Source organism: Denitrobacterium detoxificans (assembly GCF_015062615.1).
GTDB classification, from domain to species: Bacteria; Actinomycetota; Coriobacteriia; order Coriobacteriales; family Eggerthellaceae; genus Denitrobacterium; species Denitrobacterium detoxificans_A.
Window position 1 is genome coordinate 73,395 of the sequence record NZ_SUUH01000002.1, and the last position, 23,993, is coordinate 97,387.

Here is a 23,993-nt window from a genome sequence, read left to right on the forward strand (position 1 = left end):
GTGGCTGAGGTTTCTGCGTCTTCTGCGCCTTCCGCCTCCGCGAGCGATACCTCCGCCGCGAGCGCCTCTTCTTCCAACGATTCTGCCGCTGCTGCCCAAGCCGCGGCCTCTTCCTCCTCGACTTCCAGCGCGGCTGCAAGCGATACCTCCGCTGCGGGTGCGTCTGAAAGCAAGGCCCGGGAAAGCGCATCCGCTGCCGACGCCGCTACCTTTACGGTGACGTTCGACGCCGGCGCGGGCGCGCTCTCCGGAAGCGCCACGCAGCAGGTTGCTGCGGGCGCAACGATCACGGCTCCCGTAGCCACGTTCGAAGGCCAGACCTTCGAAGGCTGGGCTACGGAAAAGGGTGCCACGAAGGCGTCCGTGAAGCCAGGCGATACCATTACGGTACATGCCGACGTAACGTACTATGCGGTGTATTCCGCGAAGTCGGCTGGTGAAGGCGCTGCATCTGCCACGCCTTCGCAAGGAGATAAATCTGCAGGTGACACGTACGCCAGCAGCGAAGATGCTGCTCTTGATGTGCTCGAAGCGGCGCAGACTGCTGCGAGCGCGGCCAATGCGGCGCAGGCCACGAGCCTCAAGCCGATGGTCGATACCATTTATAAGAGTGGTACGTTTGGCGACAACAACGCGCTTACGTGGACGCTGCAAACTGATGGCGTGTTCGGCACGCTTTCCATCGATGGCATCGACACGGTGAGCGCTACGTATTCTGCGCTGCCGTGGTATGCGTATCGCAACGCCAATGCCGCCGATGATTGGGCGGGCATTACGAAGATCTACGTTACGGGCGCCATCAAGCCGTTGGGCGATGCGTGCGCGTACTGGTTCGCCAACTACGAGGAGCTCACGTATTTCGACGGCGTGGGCTTCGACATGTCGGCAGCCACGAGCTTCGAGGGCTTCTTCAAGAACTCCACGCGCCTTGATACCGTCGAGGGCATCCAGTATTGGGATGTATCGCAGGTAACCTCCATGAAGGAGATGTTCCGCGCCACCACGTTGCTGAAGGTGGATAACTTCAAGAACTGGGATGCCTCGAACGTTACCGATGCCAGCTACATGTTTGCCGAAACCACTGCGCTTACCTATTGGAATAGTTCGCTGGACGAGTTTGCCGGAGGCATGAAGCTCGGTAGCACGTCCACGGGCGGCGCCAATATGTCATACATGTTCTACAAGAGCAATCTGATTACGTTCGCCTCTGCGAAGTGCTCTTGGGTGGCCAATAACATGACCCACATGTTCGACATGGACATGGCACTTTCCAACGCTGGCATGAGTGGCATCGACACGTCGCTGGTGCAGGATATGAGCTACATGTTCTACTTCTGCTCGGCGCTGGTGCTGGTGAATGGCTCGGGCTACATCGATGGCGGCACGTATCCGGGTTGGAATACGAGCAACGTTACGAATATCTCGCATATGTTCGAGCACTGCGAGATGATCACCGACACGGGCCTTACCACTGCGTTTACTAAGTGGGATACCACGAACGTCGTGAATGCTAGCTATATGTTCGCCGATTGCTATGCACTCGAATCGGTTTCCATGCCCGATTTGAAGCTGTATAACTGCAATAAGAACTATATGTACGCTAACTGCACGGGCCTGCTGAACTACGCTTGCGATGGCGGCGTGTTCCAGGGCGGCACGGCTGCGTACATGTTCACTAACTGCCCGCGTTTGCTGGTGTGGAATGGCAATGGCATGACCATTTCCGACGCCAACCTGGCGAACATGTTCAATGGCACGAACGCGACGTTCCTCTGGCAGGGCAATGGGCTTACGTTCACGAACAATAGCACCGATAGCATGTTCGCCAATTGCGGCGGCGCCGTTACGGCCAACTTCAATGGCATTACGGCTTCGGGTTCGCTCTACCGCATGTTCTACAACGCCAACGGACTTACCACGTTTGTTGCCAACGGCGCTATGAATACTAGCGGCGTTACCTCGCTGCAGGGCATGTTCCGCAGCAGCGGCCTTGTGTCGGCTGACTTCAGCGCGTTCGACGCCACGGGCGTAACCACCACGTACGCCATGTTCTACGACTGCGATTCGCTCGCCACCGTGATCATGGACAACTTCAATGGCAGCAGCGTTTCCGACGCGCGTTATATGTTTGCGGAAAGCGCGCCTGCTACGCCGTTCAGTCTTACGGGTACGAACTTCACGCTGGGCGCTCCCGATTGCACGGTGAACATGTCGCGCATGTTCGAGAACAGTACGCTCGATGCGCTGGATACGTCCACCTTCAAGTGGTATCCGAACAATATGAACGGCATGTTCAATGGCGCTACGGGCATCACCGCGTTCAACGGTTCCGGTATTTCCACGGCGGCGCTTACCAATATGGACAACATGTTCAAGGACGCCACGAACCTCACCACGGTTTCGGGCATTTCCGCTTGGGACGTGAGCAACGTGACGAGTGCGTACTCCATGTTCGAGGGCTGCACGAGCCTTACGAGCATGGGCGCGCTTACCAGTTGGGATCTGCGCAAGCTCACCAACGCGCAGCGCATGTTCGCTGGTTGCACTAGCCTGGCCACTATTGCGGTTACGGGTATGCGCTTCTACAACTGCAACATGAACTACATGTTCACGGGTTGCACGGCACTCGCCAACTTCGATGGCGATGGCCTGATGGTGACGGGCGGCAGTATGCAGTACGCATTCCAGAATTGCCCGGCGATGAATCTGTTTACTGCGAATGGCATGGTGCTTTCTGGCGTGGACCTGCGTAACATGTTCACGGGCATCAACGCTAACTGGACGTTCGATGCGACGGGTATGACCATCGCGAACTGCACCACGGGCGAGACGTACGAGCATGTAGACTATAACCGCTATGGCATGTTCAACAACGACGGCGGCAGCCTGATCTTCCAGGGTTCGGGCGTCACGCTTTCCGGTAGCCTCATCCGCATGTTCGGCAACTCCACGGGCCTGCGCAAGTTCATCCTTACCTCCAGCGATACCGCAGGCGTTACGAACATGTTCGAGATGTTCCGCAACGCATACAACATGACCGACTTCGACGGCAGCGGCATGCAGGCCGTTTCCGTTACGAACATGACGCGTATGTTCCGCGATTGCTCGCGCTTGGTGAACGTGAACATGAGTAACTGGAACGCCAGCAAGGTAACTGACGTATCTCAGATGTTCGTTTCGAATTCCAGCCTGAGCAACTTTGTGGCCCCCGGCTTGAAGATCGGTACCGAGGCGGCTCCCGCATCCATGGCCTCCATGTTCCGTGGCTGCACCAGCTTGGGCGGCTTCAACTCCTATGGCATGGAGCTGTGGGCTTCCACCACGTACTGCATGTTCAAGGATTGCACGTCGCTTGCATCGTTCAACGGCCTGGGCTTCTACATGGGCAAGAACGGTACCTTCGTGATGAACGACGCGCGTTATTATGACGTGCCCGATGGTGGTTGGTATTGGAACTATCCGCATTACTATCAGGTGCGCGACGCGAAGATGATGTTCATGAACTGCACGGCGCTCGCCACTGTTACGGGTATCAAGACGTGGGACATGAGCAAGGTGCAGAGCTTGGAGCGCATGTTCTACAACTGCCAGAGCCTCACCTATACCACGGGCTTGGCCTTCGATAACTGGGATCTGAAATCCTGCCATACGCTCGACGAGATGTTCGCCCTGACGTATGCACTCACCGAATTCCATGGCTATGGTCTGAAGTTGTACGGCGATGCCACGCTGGCGTGGTTCTTCCGCAGCAGTGGCTTGCAGAAGTTCTACGGCGATGGCATGGTCATCGATGGCAGCGCCTCGCGTTCCACCACGCGCCCCAGTGGCAACTATGGCGTAGACGGCATGTTCGGCGTGCTGACCAACTTCCAGGAATTCATTGGCAATGGCATGACCATCAAGAACCGCTCCCTGGCGCATATGTTCTGGCGCACCACGAGCGTGAATTGGCTCTTCAATGGCAAGGGTCTTACCATGATCGGCAATGACGTGGCCGAGATGTTCTGCGGCACGAACGACGGCACTACGGGTAGCTTCACTTTCGATGGTACGGGCATGCACTTCGAGGGTCCCGCTGCGTATATGTTCTATTCGTACAGCCAGGCGACCGGTTCTGGTACGTGGTACGAGGACAACAACGTGAGCATTACGCATACCAATGGAAAGTGGAGCAGTTCGCTGTATCACTGCCTGTACTACACGTTCTGGAACCGCACGAGCTATGACCACGTGCATTGGAGCGGTCATAGCGGCCTTACCACGTTCAAGGTGGATGCCGATGCGCAGACCGACTGGAATGGGGTAAGCGATACGCGCTACATGTTCGCGAATGATTACTTCCTCACCTCGTTCACGAGCAACGCATGGGATGTGTCGGGCGTGCAGGACACCATGGATTACATGTTCTTCAACTGCCCGAACCTGCCTTCCTTCGATGGCAGCACGTGGAATACCAGCAGCGTTACCAGCATGACGCGCATGTTCGAGGCATGCACGGGCCTTACGAGCCTTACCAACTTGGCATGGGACGTGAACTATGTGATTAGCACGTATCGTATGTTCTATGGCTGCACGGGCCTCACCTCGTTCCCCAGTTTCAGCACGTGGGACATGAAGGCCAATGCCGATGCGCGCTACATGTTCAGCCACTGCACGGGCATTACCACCTTCGACATGCAGGATGTGCATTTCTACGATGCCGCCATGGATTACATGTTCAGTGACTGCACGTCGATGATCATGTTCAAGGGCTATGGCATGCAGGTCGACGGCGCCAAGAGCATGACGTACATGTTCAATGGTTGCACGGCCGCTTGGCAGTTCGATGGCAACAACATCACTATCAACGACAGCAACATGGATTACATGTTTGCGGCAACGGCGGCGGGGAAGACGGGCTTGTACAACTTCAGCTGCAACGGCTTCACGGTAACGGGTTCCCGCATGCAGTACATGTTCAAGAACACCACCAACTACATTGGCTTCTTTGCCTCGGGTGCCGGCTTCACGCTTACCACGAGCGACCTGTCCTACATGTTCAGCGGCGCGCTGGGACTGCAGACGTTCAATAGCGCGGGCGTGAACAGCGCGGGCTGCACCAACATGGAGGGCATGTTCTACAACTGCCCCGAATTCAGGACGTTCAATGGCGGTAACCTCATCGTGAACCAGGTACTCAGCATGAGTCGCATGTTCGACCTGTGCCCGAAGCTGGTTTCGGTGCAGGGCATTGTCGATTGGAGTGCCGATAGCTGCCGCGACATGAGCTTCATGTTCCGCAACTGCTCGCTGCTCACGTACATCGATGCGTTCACCGATCCCACGCTTTCCGCGAACATGACGCTCGAGTACATCACCACCATGGAGGGCATGTTCTACGGCTGCTCGAGCATCACGAACTTCTACGGCAAGGGCCTGACCATTACCACGGGCGTGGTGGATGGCTCGGGTAGCCTGGATAACGTCGCCGACATGTTCAGCGGGTGCAGCAGCTTGGTGAGCTTCGAGGGCGAGGGCATGGTCATTTCCGGCAAGGCGAACCTGGCCAATATGTTCCGCGGATGCGATGGCCCCTTCACGTTCAATGCGGGCGATCTGCGACTGACCGGTTCGGTGGGCACGGGCTTGCCCGTGGGTACGTCGACTACGGGTATGGCCACCGACGTGCCGCAGATTTCGGCGGCGTACATGTTCAATGGCTGCCCGGGTCTTACGATTTTCAATGCCGATGACATCGTGACCACGGGCGTGTACGACATGAGCTACATGTTCAACGACTGCGCGGGTCTTACCGAGTTCCATGGCGAGGCGTTCGATACCGAGAACGTGCTCACCTTCGAGGGCATGTTCTACAACTGCCCGGTTATGACGTTGGCGGATGGCCTGGCGCGTTGGAACGTGGAAAAGGTAACCACCACGTATCGCATGTTCAAGAACGACTACAAGCTGAAGACCATCGATGCGTTTACGGTAATGCCTGCCAATCGCGCTGGCTTTGGCTATCAGACGACGATCTGGAACTTGAATGCCATTAACGTCATGGACGAGATGTTCATGAATTGCTACGAGCTCGAGCGCTTCGAGGGCGACGGCATTACCATCGACAGCCCCGAGGGCACCACGGTGGCGAACATGTTTGCGAACTGCCACAAGCTTGCCCGTTTCGACGGCGTGGGCATGATCGTGCGCTTGAACGGCCCCACCGATTTCAGCTACTGGTTCCAGGATTGCGACGGCCTGGTGTACTACAGCACGGCAAGCATTACTAGCCCCGGCGTGGTGAACATGCGCTACATGTTCAATCGTTGCACGCGCCTGCGTGATTTCTACGGCACCAACCTGAACACCTCGCTGGTAACCAGCATGGAGGGCATGTTCAATGGCTGCACGTCTCTTCTGAACGTCTACGACGTGAAGCAGTGGGACCTTTCCAGCCTGGAGACCACCGAGTACATGTTCCAGAATTGCACGAGCTTGGTCAGCTTCGATCTTACTGATTGGGGCATTGGCAGCGGGTTTGATGCGGGTGGCAATCCCTACACGTATACGGGCGGCACGAGCAACATCGAGAACATGCATGCCATGTTCAATGGCTGCACGTCGCTGGAAGAGGTGACGGGCATTGGCACGTGGCAGCTGGATAGCCTGTACACCACCGAATCGATGTTCAATGGTTGCACGAGCCTGCTGACGCAGGACTTCAGCAGCTGGAACTTGCCCGTCATCAATAATATGGACTACATGTTCCAGGGCACTACGGCTATGACGACCTTCCGCGGCAAGGGCATGCACATTACGGGCACCGCGCGTAACGGGCGCCGCGCCAGCGTGAAGTACATGTTCAACAACAGCGGCATGACCGATTTCTATGGCAAGGAAATGATCATCGATGGCGACATCGACCTGATCTACATGTTCACCGACACGCCCAGCTTGCAGAACTTCTGGGGCGACGAAATGCTCATTGATGGCGGCCTGTACACCGACCCCGACACGGGGTCTACCACGCCGGGCAATAGCGTTCTCACGTACGATATGTTCTTCAACAACACCGCTCCGTTCTACTTCCATGGTGGCGGCATGGAGATCCGCAACAATACGATGGAATTCATGTTCCAGGGTTGCAAGGGCGCCTATAGCTTCGACGCCGAAGGCACCATGAACTTGAATGGCGTAACCAGCTTGTATGGCATGTTCAACGGCATTTACAGCATCGAAGGTGGTGGCACGGGCCATAACATTGGCGGGTACTACTACACCGGTCGCGAAGATGGCGTTACGCGTTCGTGGCATATGGGTGGCTACTATGGCACTCAGATTCTGGACAGCATCGGCGCCACGCAGGGTCTTGTGTACTTCAATGGTCTGGGCATGGACGTTTCGAAGGTCACCAACATGGCCTTTATGTTCAACCATGCGCGCGACCTGCTGCGCGTGGAGGGCATTGACCAGTGGGATATGACGGCTGCCGAGTATCTGTACGGCATGTTCAACGACGCGCGCAGCCTAACGTACATTGACGCCTTTACGGCTACTACGCCCGCCACTACGTGGAACCTGGATTCCGTGAAGGACATGCGCTCGATGTTCCAGGATACCTGGGCGCTTCCCGAGTGGAAGGGCTGGGGCGTTACCATCACGGGTAACTACTACGACACCACCACGCGCGCCATGACGCGTTACATGTTCAACCATAGCGGCATTCAGACGTTCTATGGCGATGGCCTTACCATCAAGGGCTACATTACGCTGGCCGATATGTTCAACGATGCAAGCAATCTGGTGGATGTGTATGGCAACGGCATGCTCATCGATGGCGGCACCATGACCGTTACCACGAGCATGGCGCTTTCGCCCATGGGCACGGAAACCGTTCCTGCCGATACGGTGGTTACCGCCAACTGGTTCCGCAATAATTCGGCGGCCTTCACGTTCCATGGTGCGGGCTTCACGGTGAAGAACACGCCGCTCGACTACATGTTCCGTGACGTGAAGGGTGCATGGACGTTCGATGCGGAAAACACCATGGACATCACCACGGGCGTTGACAGCATGATCGGCATGTTCATGGGTTCCGATTCCGAGATCGAATTCGCAAGCGGCAAGTACTATTGCACGCAGGGCATCGTTTCCTTCAATGGCCGTGGCATGGTGGATTATGACACCGCGATCAAGTACATGAACAGCATGTTCTATCGCGCTCACGCGCTTGCCACGGTGGACCAGATCTACAACTGGAACGTGACCGAGCTGCTGAACGCGGAAAACATGTTCCGCGATACCACGGTGCTTTCCTACATCGATGCATTCACCGATCCCACGGTGGTCACGGTGCTCAACTTCGACAAGATCCAGAACATGAATTACATGTTCAGCGGCGCTCGTGCATTGCCTCGCTTCCTGGGTCAGGGCGTGACCATCAATGGCCAGAATGGCGACACCTCGGCCGTGGCCACGGTGGCGTACATGTTCAACGCCACCGATTCCATGCGCACGTTCGTAGGCAAGGACATGATCATCAAGGGCTCCACGCGTCTTGAGAACATGTTCAATGACGCTACCGGCCTGGATTACTTTGTGGGTAAGGGCATGCTGCTGGACGGCACGGGCGTTACCACTTCGAACATGTTCCAGAACTGCTCGGGCCTGTACAACGGTGGCGGCGACATTGCCTATTCGGGCACTGGCTGGGTGTTCGAGGGCGAGGACATGGTGCTCGACAACGGTTGCACGCTGGTGGAGATGTTCCAGAACTCCTACGACATGGATGGTCTGGATTACACCCAGGGCCTGCAGGAATTCCATGGCATCAACTTCGACATCGCTGACGTCACGAGCATGGATAGCATGTTCCAGAACGCACGCGGCCTGAAGGCAATGGACGGCGCGAACATGGACACGGGTAATGTGACGTCCATGAAGGAGATGTTCCAGAACTGCTACACGCTTACCACGATTACCAACATCTACAACTGGGATGTTTCCAAGCTCACCGACGTGTCGTACATGTTCCAGAACTGCCTGGTGCTTCCCACCGTGGATATGCACGGATGGCAGACCGACAAGGTCGTGGACCTTTCCTACATGTTCCAGAACTGCCCCGAGCTGGTGTACGTGGACGGCCTGACAGCTGGCGCCGCCCATCCGGGTAGCGTAACGGGTTCCAGCTGGGAGTTCGACAGCGCTACCACGTTGGCGTACATGTTTGCCGACTGCCCGAAGCTGCATTTGCCCGACTTTACCAACTGGTACCTGCCGGTGGCCACGAACTTGAATTACATGTTCGCGCGTTGCCATGGTCTGGAGGAATTCAATGGCTCGGGCATGGATATCGTGGCGCCTGCCGCTACGTTCATCGGTATGTTCTCGGGCATTGACCTGACCAAGGGCGGATTCGTGTTCAACGGTGACGGCATGCGCATCGAGAATTCGGCGCATCTGGCCGACATGTTCTGGGATCCTGCCACCAATAGCCAGCATTGCGCGGGCCTCACGGTGTTCAACGCCAAGGGCTTCTACATTAACGCGCGTGCCAGCTTGAAAGACTGGTTCCGCAACTGCGGCGGGCAGTTCATCTTCAACTGGGATGGATTCCTGGCATCGCATACCATCGACTTGGGCTACATGTTCGAGGATTGCTACGGCCTGGAAACCTTCAACGCCAAGGGCTTCACGGTAAGTGAGACGAGCGCTACGGGTTGGGATACCGTGCAGAACATGTTCGGCGGCTGCGCAGGTAGCTTCGTGTACCGCGCCGAGGGCATGCGCATCTGCGCCGATGCCGATATGTCCGAGATGTTCACCAACTGCTATTCGAATCTGGACTTCGATGCCACGGGCATCATCATCGATTCGGGTGCCAGCTTGGCGGGCATGTTCAACAACTGCGGCAACTACACGAGCAACGGCTCCACCACGCAGAAGGGTTCGCTCACCTTCTGGGGCAACACCATGAATGTGCCGTATAGCACCATCGAGGGCATGTTTGGTACGAGTGCCGACAAGCTCACGTATGGCCTGGTGAAGTTCGTGGGCTCGGGTATGACGGTTACCGACGCTGCCAACTTTTCGCAGTTGTTCAAGTACGCTCCGCACATGGCCAAGTTCTATGGCGTGTACGCGAATGGCACGTATGGCACCAACACCAAGGGCGGTACCACGACCACGCCTCCTACCACCGACTTGGATTACGTGAATCGTACTATCACGCTTTCCTCGCCGGCCATGACCGTGCTTGGTTGCACCGACGTGAGCGGCATGTTCCAGAATCAGAGCTATCTGGATACGTTCGTGTGCTGGCCCGTACTGGGTTCTGGGTCCAGCCAGGTAGCGAACATGGCAAGCATGTTCGAGAATGCGTCTGCGTTGTCGTATCTGGACTTCACGTGGTGGAACACCACCGGTTGCACGACCATGTCGGACATGCTGCATCGCGCATGGAACCTGACCACCATCATTCTGGGTGATGGCTTCAAGTTCGTGGGCGATAGCGGCTACGCTACGCAGCGCGTTATCCAGACGGCCGAGTGGAATGATGGCAATACCGACAACGGCACCTATGGTACGTATCTGGATGGCTGGCTGCCTGGCAAGAGCTACTGGTATACGGGCATTACGGGTGCCACGCAGTTGGCCATCGTGTTCGACCAGAACAGCAGCTTGGAAAACGATACGGTCTACATTTACGACAAGAACTGGGTGCTGCAGGCTGCTCTGAGCGGCACGTCAATGCGCGCCTATACCTCCACTGCTCCGCTTATCGTTTCCGGCGACACCATTTACGTGCGCCTGTGCACGGATAATTCGCGTTACGGCTCTGGCTTCAAGCTGACTGTATTCGACAACAGCACGAGCTCCTATATGACGCCCGACTGGGCGAAGGTGCGCGGTTACGGCTATGGCAGCTGGGTGCATTATGTGCTCGACTCCAGCACCAACACCTGGGTCGAAGATAATCACGTTCCATACACCGGCGAGCAGCTGGCGTACTACTACAATCCCGCGAACAGCGCTATGGTGGGTAAGTACGTATGGACGGATCGCGTGGGCTTCCGCTTCGTTTCCAATGACGAGGCATGGTGGGCTCTCGACGATAACCGTACGTATACCTTCCAGTATGCGCCGAACGAGTTTTGGAACGACCATCATTATGCAACGCTTCACGGTGGCAACTTCACCGTGGGTGCCACGCCGTGGGCCACTAACAAGGTGGTTACCGAATATGGCACCGACGTTCCCTGGAATGGTTCGTACAACGTGAGCACCGCCAACCACTATGCATCCGATGGTTCGGGCTGGGATGGTCGCTTCCGCGTTGACTACTGGGACAAGGGCCGCCCGAACGATTCTGCTACCAGCGAAAATAATTCGGTGCGCAGCAAGATCATCACTATTACGGCATACAACGGCCTGAAGGCGCTGCGCCTGGAGGATTGGTTCTCCAGCTGTCGCCAGGATAACGTGGAATATCGCCATCGCGGCAACTATGGCGTCGTGTGGCATACGCGCGGTCTGCTGTGGGCGGATGGTACGGGCTTCGACCTGTCCGACACGCAGAGCACCCGTCGTATGTTTGCGGACGACCTTACGCTTACCAGCATTACGGGTACGGGCGAGCAGAACACCGTGACGACGGTGGTTTCCAGCAGTACGGCCACCAACAGCACCGCCTACACGCTCGATACCACTATGGGTACCACGAGCACCGACTGGGAAGGCGACGGCAAGTGCGGCTGGCACACCAATAGTCTGGAAGACACCACGCAGATGTTCTTCTACGACGAAAAGCTGGACAATCTGGATATGAGCAGCTGGGACACCCGTTCTGTGCTGAAGATGGGCCAGATGTTCGCTGGCGACACGAGCCTGAAGACCATGTGGGTTGGCGAGCATACCGTGTTCGACAAGGGCACCGTCGATGACTGGTCGAATAGCGACATGAACATCATCAGCCACTATTGGGAGTCTGGCTCGATGATCAACAAGGATGGCCATGCGGGCGGCTACGACTCGTATATGAATTCCGATGCGAGCAAGTACAACCTGTATTCCGGTACGCTTATGGCCGGGACGTACTATGCTCCCACGTGGACCACGAGCATGCGCGGCATTTCCTGGTGGCACTTCCGCAAGCAGAACGCGCAGAGGGTTACGCTGCGATTTGATATCCAGAGCCTTATGGATGGCGGCGACGCCATTGTGGTGTGGGATAAGACGCGTCAGACGATACTGGATGTAATCTGGGGTGGCTACATTTCGGGCGCGACGCGTACCTACGCGACCGACGAGGTGTACCTGAGTCTGTACAGCACGTGGGGCCATGGCATTCCGCGTGGCTTCATTGGCAATGTGACGTTCGATAACGCCGAGTACGATTGGGCGTGGATTCCCAACCATGACACGTATCTGCACGATACGGGCCAGTGGGTGAACCAGACTACCGGCCGCGCGTATTCCTCGGGCGACTTTGCGCGCTATGTGGGCAAGAGCGCCATCGATGCAGGGCAGTGGGTCTGGACGCCTGGCATCACCAGTGGTTCGTTCCCCAGCAACAGCTATGCGTGGTGGCAGCTGGATGCCGATGGCGTGCTCACCATTTGGCTGAATGATGGAGCTTCCACGTTCGAGGTAACCGAGCACAATACGGGTGACTCCGACGCCGACAAGCTCACCTGGACGGTGCCGTGGCGTACCATCAGCAATAACATTGCCGGTCATGTAACCGCCATCAAGGTGCAGACCGACTCGGCGGGCAACAAGATTCAGCCGCTGAATCTGGATGGTTGGTTCGATGACATGGGCTCCATGGTCATCGCCGATGTTGCGAACATCGATACGAGCAAGGCGACCAGCGCGGCGAACATGTTCCGCAACGACAAGAGCATGGTCACGCTGCTGGGTACGGGCTATGACCCCGATTACGACGACGAGGCGGTGGACAAGTACCTGGATCCCGATTCCGTGACGTCTTCGAGCGTCGTGGGCTGCGCGGGTTGGGATACCAGCAGGATCACCAATATGGACAGCATGTTCGATGGCTGCCGTAGCCTTACGCGTTTGAACATGAGTACGTGGGATATGCTTACCAGCACGCCTTCCACGAACAACATGCTGCGCTATACCGACAGCCTGGAGCTCATGGATATGGGTCCCAACGTGCGCTTCAATCCGCAGAACAATACGGCCACGCCCAATTCCGTGCATACGACCTTCTGGGGAAGGAAAAACGGCGGTTACGCACGTGCCCTGGATGGCACCGTGGAGGGTATTAGCAAGTGGACGATTAACGCTCCCGTGGGCGCTACGGGCATCGTTCTGGACTTCAACAAGCAGGTCGAGCAGATGACCAGTGGCACCTTCACCGGTGGCAGCACGCTGGGTACGGGCGACTATCTGGAGGTAGAGGGCAACAACGGCGAGAAGTATACCTTCTACAGCGATCGCTACATCTACGATGACGGCGTCAACCCTGCGGTGACCACGTATCGCAATCAGCCGCTTTCCGGCTTAGACGATAACTCCATCCTGTCGCTTGAGTTCGCTGGCGCCACGCAGGTGATCATGCGTTTGTACAGCAACGAGGATGCCAGCATCGGCAATGGCTTCCAGGTGTTCGTGAGCTACAAGACGTCTATGGGCACGGTTGCCAGCGCCGCGCTGGCCGAAGCCGGTCTGTACATGTGGCGTCGCAAGAGTGACCAGAAGTGGGCGCGCAACATCGACAGCTTTATGCGTACCTACGATGGCTCCGCGGCCGTTTCCGTGGGCGCCGACATGTCGGGCCAGTGGGAGCGCGTGGGCGTGTGGGTCGTGCACTTCGAGACGTTGGCAGGCACCCCGGGCGTTACGGGCGCCATGGACGACGTGTACCTGCCGGCGGGCGAATCGCTCATTCTGCCGGGTGATGGTACGTATGGTTCCCTTACGTCGCCTTCTTCCGACTATGCTTCGCGTACGGGTGCGTCGAACTATTTCTATCGCAACGGCTACGTGCTGCGTTGGTGGGTAACCGACCCCACGTACATTCCCGATGCGCAGGATCCGAATAATCAGCCCACGGGCGAATACCGTGTGGGGCAGACGTATCCGAAGGTGCTGAAGAGCGAGCCTGGTCTGGAAACGCTGTACGCCATTTGGATCGAGGCCATGGATAGCGTCGTGGAATTCTTCCCCGGCGATTCCACCGACGATCCGGTGGATCCCATTGCCGCATCGCCTGCGGGCACGACGGCCGTTATGAGCGGTAGTGAAGTTGCCAGCTATTACATCTCGTACGCTCCGTACATGTCGGGTGCCGATGTTACCGTGCCCGCCATTCCCTGGACGCGTCTGGGATACACCTTCGCGGGTTGGCAGCTGGAAGATGCGGATGGCAACCTGGTGGGCGTCATTTCGCCCGACAGTGGCCTGTTCCGCATGGCGAACCAGGCGGGTCGCCAGATCATAGACCTTTCCGCGTATGGTCTTACGGGCGTTACCGGCAGGTACTACAAGCTCGTGGCCACGTGGAAGCAGAAGACGGGTTATACGGTTACGTACGATGTGAAGGGCGGAACGCCTGCGAAGGCCAGCCGCACCAACGTTGCCTGGAACGACACCAACCTGTTTGGCTGGGACGGCGTGTGGCCGACCAAGCATGGCTATCGCAATGACTACAAGGTGATGTTCACCGATAATATGAACGTTGACCATGTGGTTACCACTACTACGCGCCTGGGCGACCTTGCGCGCTTCAACGGCAGCGACAGCACGTCCGATACCATCGTTCTGTGGATCAACTGGATTGAACGTGATGCGTCTATCAACTTTGTAGCCGCAGGCAAGGGCCTTATTTCGGTAGACGGGTCCACCGATCCCGATCAGATCAATCAGCAGCTCATTCGTACGCTCGTGCCGTGCGTGAGCGGTTCGGTGTCTTCTGTTTCGGGTGCCGTTTCCACGGGCTATCACCTGGTGTACTGGATTAACTCGCTGAATACCACGCGCTTCTATACGCCTACGCTTTCCGCGGCGGACATCGCGGCCATATCTCTTGGTCCCGATGGGCTGTATCGTTCGGTGACGTTCACGGCCGTGTTTGCACCGAACGTCTACCGCGTGCAGTTCCATCCTGGTACCGGCACGGGCGTCATGGACGACCTGCTGTGCGTGTATGACGTATGGACGCTGGCTCCGGTTGCCGCGGGTAGTATGAGCAAGCCTGGTTTCGTGTTCAAGGAATGGAATACGGCGCTGAATCCCACGGGTGCAGCCAGCGAGGTGCGCATCGGCGAAGGCGACTGGTTCCGCAACCTGACTACGGTGGATGGCGGCGTAGTCACGCTGTACGCTCAGTGGGAGCAAAGCGTTGTCACCTACACCTTCAAATCTGAAAACAGCAATGGCCACATTACCTGGACCGATGGCGCGGGTACACATGAGGCGTCTGAACATGACTTCACCACGGGTGTTGTGACGGGCACGTTTGACCCGGTTACGGCGGTGGCGCATGACGGCTATCACTTCGTGAGCTGGATCGACGAGCAGACTGGTGACATCATGACCACCAACCCCACGCTGCTGCTCACGAAGGACAGCGACAAGATGTGGGAATACGGCCGCGTGTACGTGGCGCGCTTCGCCCCGAATACCTACACGGTGCATTACATGTACGAGGGCGAAAGTACTGGTGGCGCCATGACTGAAGACTACTTCAACATGACCAACCAGACGTTCAAGTACGGCATTCAGGAGCGCCTGACCACCATCGATGACGACAGTACGACGCCTGCTGTTTCCGAGGGTACCAAGAAGAGTGGTTACATCTTCCTGGGTTGGAAGGCTTATCGCATGGTGCTCGGCGTTCCCGTGTATCGCGATGGCTTGCTGGTGAACGCTCAGTACGTATGGAATCTGGCTACCGACGAGGGCGACACCGTGTACCTGGAAGCCCGTTGGAGCCCGGCGGTCTACTACATCGTCTACCATGACAATTCCGCTCCGGAAGGCATCTACGCGGGCGTCATGGAAAACCAGCCCATTGCCTACGACGACTTCACGCAGACGCTTACGCCGAATACGTTCAAGCGCGTTGGCTACGACTTCGCTGGTTGGAACGACAAGCCCGACGGAACGGGCACCTTGTCGTTCGCCGATGCCGATACGATTACCTTCAACCTGACGAGCACCCCGGGTGACGAAATTCATCTGTACGCGCAGTGGACCGTTGCCACGTACAAGGTGCAGCTCATTAGTGACGAGATGCATTATCTGTATCCTGTGCGCAATGGCTCGCTGAACCATGCCGACTGGGGCAAGCTTGCCGGTTCGCTTTCACAGCCGGGTGCGGTGGCTTCGTCCGACAAGGTGCAGGTTATGTACGGGGGCCTGCCCGTGCGTGACTACAACAACGATCCGGTGTATGCGGCCATCATCGAAAGCGATTGGACGTACAACACCAAGATGACGCAGCCTGTTACGGCTACGCCCACGGTTATGACCGATGCCAATGGCAACATCGTGACCATGTCGTTTGCGTATTACACGTACGAGATGACGCTGGCCGATGGCACGGTGTATACCGGCTACCTGGCCGATCCGACCACTCTTACCATCCTGGGTGACACGAAGTTCTACGTGCACTGGGCGCATGATTCCTACACGGTCATCTACGACCCGGGCGATCATGGTCAGTTCGTGGTTGCCGAGGGCAAGACGTATTGGCTGAGCGTGCCGGGCGGATCGGCAACGACGCTGTACTACTTCTACGACAATGACAAGACGAACGTCGATGGCTACGATACGACGGAAACCAACATCAAGAACTATGGCAATCCGCGTGCGAAGCCGGGCTGGGAGTTCCAGTACTGGCAGATTACGCTTTCCGGTGGCACGACCTACCAGCTGCGCAATATGGGCGAGATCTGGTCGAACATTGGCACCATCAATCAGAATCTGACGTTCTACGCCGTGTATCGCGCGCGTATGCAAACGCTTTCCTTCGACGAGATGGGCGGCTGGGCCACGAACGATACGGCGCTCATTACCCGCGCGTATGCGAGCGATGACGACGTGACGTTGCCCACGGCTTCCGACGTGCGCAAGTATGGCTACGATTTGGATGGCTGGATGGAAGACCCCACGGTCGAGGTGCTCTATGCTCCCGGATCCACCATCAAGATGTTTGGCTACAACGCCACGCTCTATGCTCACTGGGTACCGCGTACGTATTCCGTGGTGTTCGACAACATGGGTGGCGCGTGGCCGGCCAACGGCTCGTACACCTTCACGGGTCGCAAGGATGGCCTGAATTGGAATAGCAATGAGCTGCTGGACGGCGTGCCCGATCCCGAGAAGACGGGCTACACGTTCGCGGGTTGGTATACCAACCTGGACGGCGGTTCCACGTCGGCCAAGATTTCCAACTCCATGCTGTTCGAGGCCATTGCTCCCATCGACCTGATGACGGGCGAGCCCATCGATACCGACGGTACGGTGGTAACGCTTTACGCCAAGTGGGTGGAATCCTACACGCAGATCAATTACTACATCATCACGCCCGACTTGCAGGATGCGCCCGAGGGCGGCACGCTCACGCTCGATTCCGAGACGGTGCGTTCCGTGTATGGCGTTCCCACTGGCACGTCGTTTACGCCGAATGCAGGATATGACTTCCTGTATTGGTATGACGCCGATTACCAGATCGTGTATCAGTACACTGACTCCGCTGGTCGCACCACTACGGTGTCCGAGGACACCGACCCGGTGTACGAGCCCGATGGCGTAACGCAGAAGAAGTTCGAGGAGACGATCACGCCGCGCAAGCGTACGTATAACCCGTACTTGGGTATCTATGACATCTGGGATGAGTCGAACAGCACGTGGTACGTGGTGGTATCGCCGCATAGCTACACCATCAAGTTCAACATGAATGGTGGCGGCGGTAGCATTGACCCAATCGCCATGAAAGTGGGCAAGTCCCTCACGCTCGACGTGACCACGCCGACGCGCGTCGCCTACGAGTTCCTGGGTTGGAATACGCGTTCCGATGGTCTGGGCACCATGTTCCACAACGGCGATGTGTTGAAGAACCTCTCGCTTGACGACGGCGCGGTGGTAACGCTGTATGCTGTGTGGAAGGCGAGCGAGGTGTACGTAACCTACGAAGGCAACGCAACCGATGCCGTGCTCACTAGCACGGGCATCGCCGGTTCCTACGTGGAGTACCATAGCATGGGCGATTCCGCATACGTGGCTAGCGCCAATGTGTTCACGCGTCCTGGTTGGGTGCTCGACTACTGGACCGATGACGAATACGGCCAGGGCACCAAGTACTATCCGGGCGCTACGTACGTGGTTCCCACGGTTCCGCTTACGGGCACCATTCGCGTGTTCACGCTGTATGCCCATTGGACGGCCAGCACGTACGTCATCGAGTATGAGGCTGGCACTCCCGTCTTCCGCGGCTCCATGGATCGTCAGCCCATGACCTTCAGCTACGACCAGTCGCTCAATCCGAACCAGTTCGAGCGCGAGGGCTACGACTTCGCCGGCTGGGCGCTTTCGGTGGATAACGCTAATACTTCCATCAAGGTGAATGGCTATCCCGGTGGCTACGTCTTCGAGGACATGGAGGTCGTGCGCGACCTGACGAGCATCGCTGGTACGGTTATCCGCATGTATGCCCTGTGGACGCCCAAAGCGAACGAGGTCACCTGGTTCTCCGACGATTACACGCGGGGTAGCGTGGTTGGCCCCAACCCGGCAATGACGGTGTATACGGGTTCGCAGCCCGACATCAGTGTCGTCTCCTGGAAGGCGCGTGACGGCTTCAAGTTCGTGGGTTGGCGTTACGTGACTACCACCGAATGGGGCACCACCATCACCGGTACGGTGCTTTCGCCGGTGGATACCACCATCAATGGCATTACCTACAAGGGCGTGAATATCCTTGGTCCCACCGAGTTCTACGCACTGTGGTCCTACGAGCCGGCCGTGGTTTATATGGCGGGCGATCATGGCGCCTTCAACACGGGTAAGAAGTGGGGTACGCAGTTCGAGGCCCTGACCGTTGGCCAGGCCGCGCCCGAATACAGTGGCGTTACCGAGATGGTGAAGGAGGATGACGGCTCATCGTCGTATAGGCCCACGGGCAAGGACGGCTTCGTATTCGCGGGTTGGCGTTGCGCTAGCGGCACCAATTCGGGTACGTTCTACGCCTGGGGTACCGTGCTTCCGTTCGTGGAGGACGGCACGACCATCTACGTCGCTGAATGGACGTCGGTGAAGAACCTTACCTTCAATCTGAATACCGTGGATCAGTCGGCTAGCTGGACGACGTCGGCTCCCTCGGGCGCTTCGGGTACGAATGATTACGTGCTGACCAATCAGGTGGGCGACTCCCAGATTACGCTGCCCGGCTATGATGCCGTGTCGCGTCCTGGGTATCGCTTCACGGGCTGGGGTACGTCGCCCACGGGCTTTGCCCTGTATGCACCGGGCGGCACGTACACTATGCCCGCCGAGCATACTACGCTGTACGCCATTTACCTGCAGTACGTGTATGCAGTGCAGTTCGACTCCGATGGCGGCGCTTATGTGGCACCGCGTGGCGGTCTGTACTGGGATAGCACGAATTTCATTCCCTCGGTGGCCCCCAGGCGCGACGGCTATCGCTTCGATGGCTGGTACACCAGCGCAGGCACGCTCATTGACGAAACGAGCGATATCGCCACGGCCGCCGAAGGCGACGATACGCCGCGCGTGATCACGCTCACCGCGCACTGGCTTGATAACTTCGTGACCGTGTACTACAAGGTAGCCGATGCCGATGGCAACGTGACCACCGTGGGCGGTACCGTGGGTACCGCGAGCGAGGTCCTGAACTATGGCACGGGCGTCCCCAAGGGCTCCGTGGCCGTAGCCGACGTGGGATACCACTTCCTGGGTTGGTACCAGGCCAATACGCTCGATCGCAATGGCAACGTGGCGCAGCAGGGCGGTTGCCTGTCTACCGATTCCGCGTGGGCCCCCACCAAGGCCGCGACCGACTATTGGGAGGACGGCACGACGTGGTATGCGCGCTTTGCGCCCAATACGTACACCGTCACGTTCAATGGCGCTACGCTTGTCGACTTCGACTGCTACGGCGCCACGCATACTGTGACGCAGGAATTTACCTATGACGTTGCGCAGCGCCTTACCGCTAACGGCGGTCGCTTCACCGCGTATGGCTATCGCTTCCTGGGTTGGAATTCCGATGCGAGCCGCGCTGCCGACGGCCTGGTTGAGTACGACGACTACCAGCTCGTGAAAAACATTCTTACGGGCGCTTCCGGCGACGATGCCATCACGCTGTACGCCGTTTGGGAGGAAATTGAGCTTCCCGATGAGCCGAGTGGTGGTGGCGACGGCGAAGATGCTGGTCACTACACCGTGAAATTCGACGGTGGCTACGACTACGACCTGGACTCCGCTGGCATCCAAGACCAGGAATTCACCATTGGCGTATACCAGCGCATTACTCCGGTGGGCATCAACTTCCGCCGCGAGGGCTACGTGTTCATCGGATGGAACACCGATTACGATTTGGCCAAGGCCGGCAACGTGCAGTTCCAGGACAACCAGCGCGTGCGCAACCTGTCGCTGCTCGATGGCGATACGGTGACGCTGTACGCGGTCTGGCGCGAAGTGGTGCCCGAGCGCTACTGGACGGTGCGCTTCGATCGCGGCACGCTTTCCGATCCTAGTTCCATCGGCCTAACCGACCAGAAGATTGAAGTGGGCGTGGCTACGCCGCTGAAGACGGCCTACGGTCGTTATACGCGCGATGGCTACACGTTCGCTGGTTGGAACCATGACTCCACGCAAGCGGAAGCAGGCGTGGTGCAGGTGGTGAATGGCGTGCCCCTGACCGACCGCGTGAAGGTCACCGACCTGGTGGGAGAGGGCGAGACGTACATTCTCTACGTTGTATGGAAGTACGTGGGCCATACCGTGAGCTACGACGTGAACGGTGGCACCATCGTATCTACGGATAGCAGTGGCAATCCTACCGTTACGCCTGAAACCAAGTACTACGAGGAGGGCGTTACCGTCACGCGTGCGCGCGACGACCAGTCCACGGGCTTCTATCGCTTGGGCTACCTCCTGGTAGGCTGGGATGCCACGCCCAACAAGCAGGGTGATAACCCCGATTACGATTTCCAGAGCACCTTTGTTATGGGCAATGATGACGTAGTGTTCTACGCGCATTGGAGCCCCATCACCTACAACGTGCGTTTCCATGGCTATGGTTACGGAGACGAGGACAATGCCGGCTTCGTGCGCGATACCGCAACGGGCAATCTGCGCGACATGGTCGAACTTACCGGCCTGCGCTACGATCAGCTCTACACCATGCCCTGGAACGAATACATCCACACGGGCTATGACTTCGGCGACTGGCATGCCCTTACCGATCGACTCTGGCACCATACCAGCGACCCCGAGCGCTACGTGAACAGTCCTGGTTGGAACGATTACTTCTGCTTTATCGACAATGGCGGCACGTTCAGCAATCTGTGGACCACCATGGAGGAAGATGGCTCGCCCCATACCGTGGACGTGTACCTGCACTGGATTGGCAGCAACGTGCCCATCGTGTACGAGAGCAGCAATACCGGTCTGGGTACCGTATCCGGCAAGAGCTACGTCTTCCATGGCGATACGCTTGACTGGGGAGAGGTGCAGACCAACCCCATCGACGGCTATTGCCTGGATCATTGGGAATATCGCATGGTCACCGACGAGGCTCTGAAGGTGGGCTTGGACTACGAGTCTGGCACGCTCACCCCGAATGGCATCTACGATTTCGTCATTACGGGCCCCGTGTTCTTCACTGCCGTATGGGCGCCGGCTCACGTAGTGAACTACCTGGCGAACGATCCTGGTTACGAAGATGGCACGAACTTCTTCGTGGATACCGCTACCGCGCCTGGCACGACCGACGCGCAGAAGAAGGCTGCCGTAAATGGCCAGACGTACTTCCCGCATGTTTCCATGGACGCTGGCACGAAGACCCCCAAGTTTGCGGGCGATACTTCCGGCAGCGGCGCTCCGAAGGGCAAGAAGGGCATGGTCTTTGCGGGTTGGAAGAACGAAGATGGCCAGGTTATCGTGACCTCCGAGACTACCGTAAATGGCTCGCAGCATAAGGTGTACGGTTGGGACCTGTCGGGCATTGCCGTGGCCGACCTGCCCGACGCCAATGGCGATGGCGTGATTACGCTCATTGCCACGTGGGCGCCCGCCAATGCGACCATCGTATTCCACTGGAACCCGGTTCCCGGTGCCGTGTACAACGAGACCGACACGACGGCAAGCTGGTACGCGAGTGGCACGTACACGCAGGTGACGAGCTTCGATACGCCTACGCAGCTTGATCCGAACCTGTTCACGCTGAATGGCTATCGCTTCGATGCGTGGTCGTACATTGCCGGCACGACGCAGAGCGATCGTTTGTGGGCCGACGGGGAAGTCTTCCAGCTTTCCAGCGCGGAAATCGCGAAGCTGCGCGCCAATGGCTCGCTGGTGCTTTCGCAGGACGATAACGGCGACGACGTATGGACGATGAACCTGTACGTGCATTGGGTTGCGCGTACCTACACTGTCACTGTCGACAACCCCTACACGGGTGGTTCGGTGAACGCCGACGACCCAAGCTACCTTACCTGGGATGGCACGCTTTCCTACTATGACAAGCTTTCTTATCGCGACGGCAAGATCACCACGACTCCTGGCTATGGCTACGCCAAGGACAATTACGGCCTGTACAACTGGGAGTGGGTGTTCACGCTCGATGACGGTACCGAGGTTACGGGTACTGGCGCGGTGAACGTCGTGGGAAGCAAGTTCTACGACCTAGAGGGACATCTGCTTTCCGGCCCCGTGTACAACGGCACGCCGTGCGACCTTACCGACATTCGCGTGTTGGGCAATGGCTTCGTGCGCCCGAAGTGGGAGCGCCTGTACTCCGTCACCTTCAAGAATGGCGAGCATGGCCAGTTCGAGGGCCAGGCGGGCACGTACTTCGACAACCTGCGCGCGGGTACGCAGATTCCCGAATTGGGCTACGGCATGCCCGACTACGACATCATTTGCGAACATGATGTTGATCCGGACAATGAGGAACCCACGGTAGCGGGCGAGAACCGTGCACGCTATCTGCTGTCGTACCCGAATCTGTACGACTGGAACGAGTTCCTCTCCGATGGCACGAGCAATCTGAACCGCTACCTGCCCATTGGCGACGAAGGCTACGTGTTTGCTGGCTGGGAAGTCGATGGCGGTTATGGCTCTACGGTCTACCGCTACTATCCGTACGTTTCGAAGATCGACGGTAAGAAGCTCGAGGAGTTCTTCGGCGGCGTTTACACCACCAATCCCGTTACCAACGGCACGATTCCTTCGTACGACATTACCGTTACGGCGCTGTGGATTCGCGGCAGCTACACGGTGTACTTCGATCCGAACGAGGGTGCGGGCGTGATCATCCACAACAGCAATGGCACGCGCGAAGAGAAGCTGGCTCCCGTGAGGGGCGTGGCGTACTCGCCGTTCGTGACGCCTTCCAAGACCGATGTGCTGCGTCCTGGTTACGTTCTGAAGGCGTGGAATACCGACCCCGATGGCCTGGGCACGACATACGAGCCTAATGCTGTGTACCCGATTCCGGCGGCCATTACCACGCTGTATGCCATGTGGGAACAGCAGCAGGCCACTATCAAATACACCACGTCGAACTGGTGGGTCGATTGGGACAACTCCGATGGCACCCTGGCCGACGACGAAGATGACCAGGGCCTGAACTGGGGCGATGGCTATGCCTATCAGACGGTCTGGGCTGGCACGGGCTACATGGTCGACCCGCTGAAGCAGAATGTGAACGAAGACGGCTACCTGATCGACAAGGACGGCAACGTTCTGTATGACGACGAGGGCAACCCGCTCACGCCCGTGAATGAGCCTGGCCCGCG

General features: G+C 57.8%; 1 protein-coding gene (only partly in view). It reads left to right on the forward strand.

The annotated features are described in order from the left end of the window. Positions 1–23,993, forward strand: partial view of a BspA family leucine-rich repeat surface protein gene (locus E7002_RS03195; protein ID WP_303727467.1) — the 5' portion only. The gene runs 8,575 nt beyond the window's last position; only the first 23,993 of its 32,568 coding nucleotides appear in the window; the start codon lies at positions 1–3; its stop codon lies beyond the right edge, outside the window.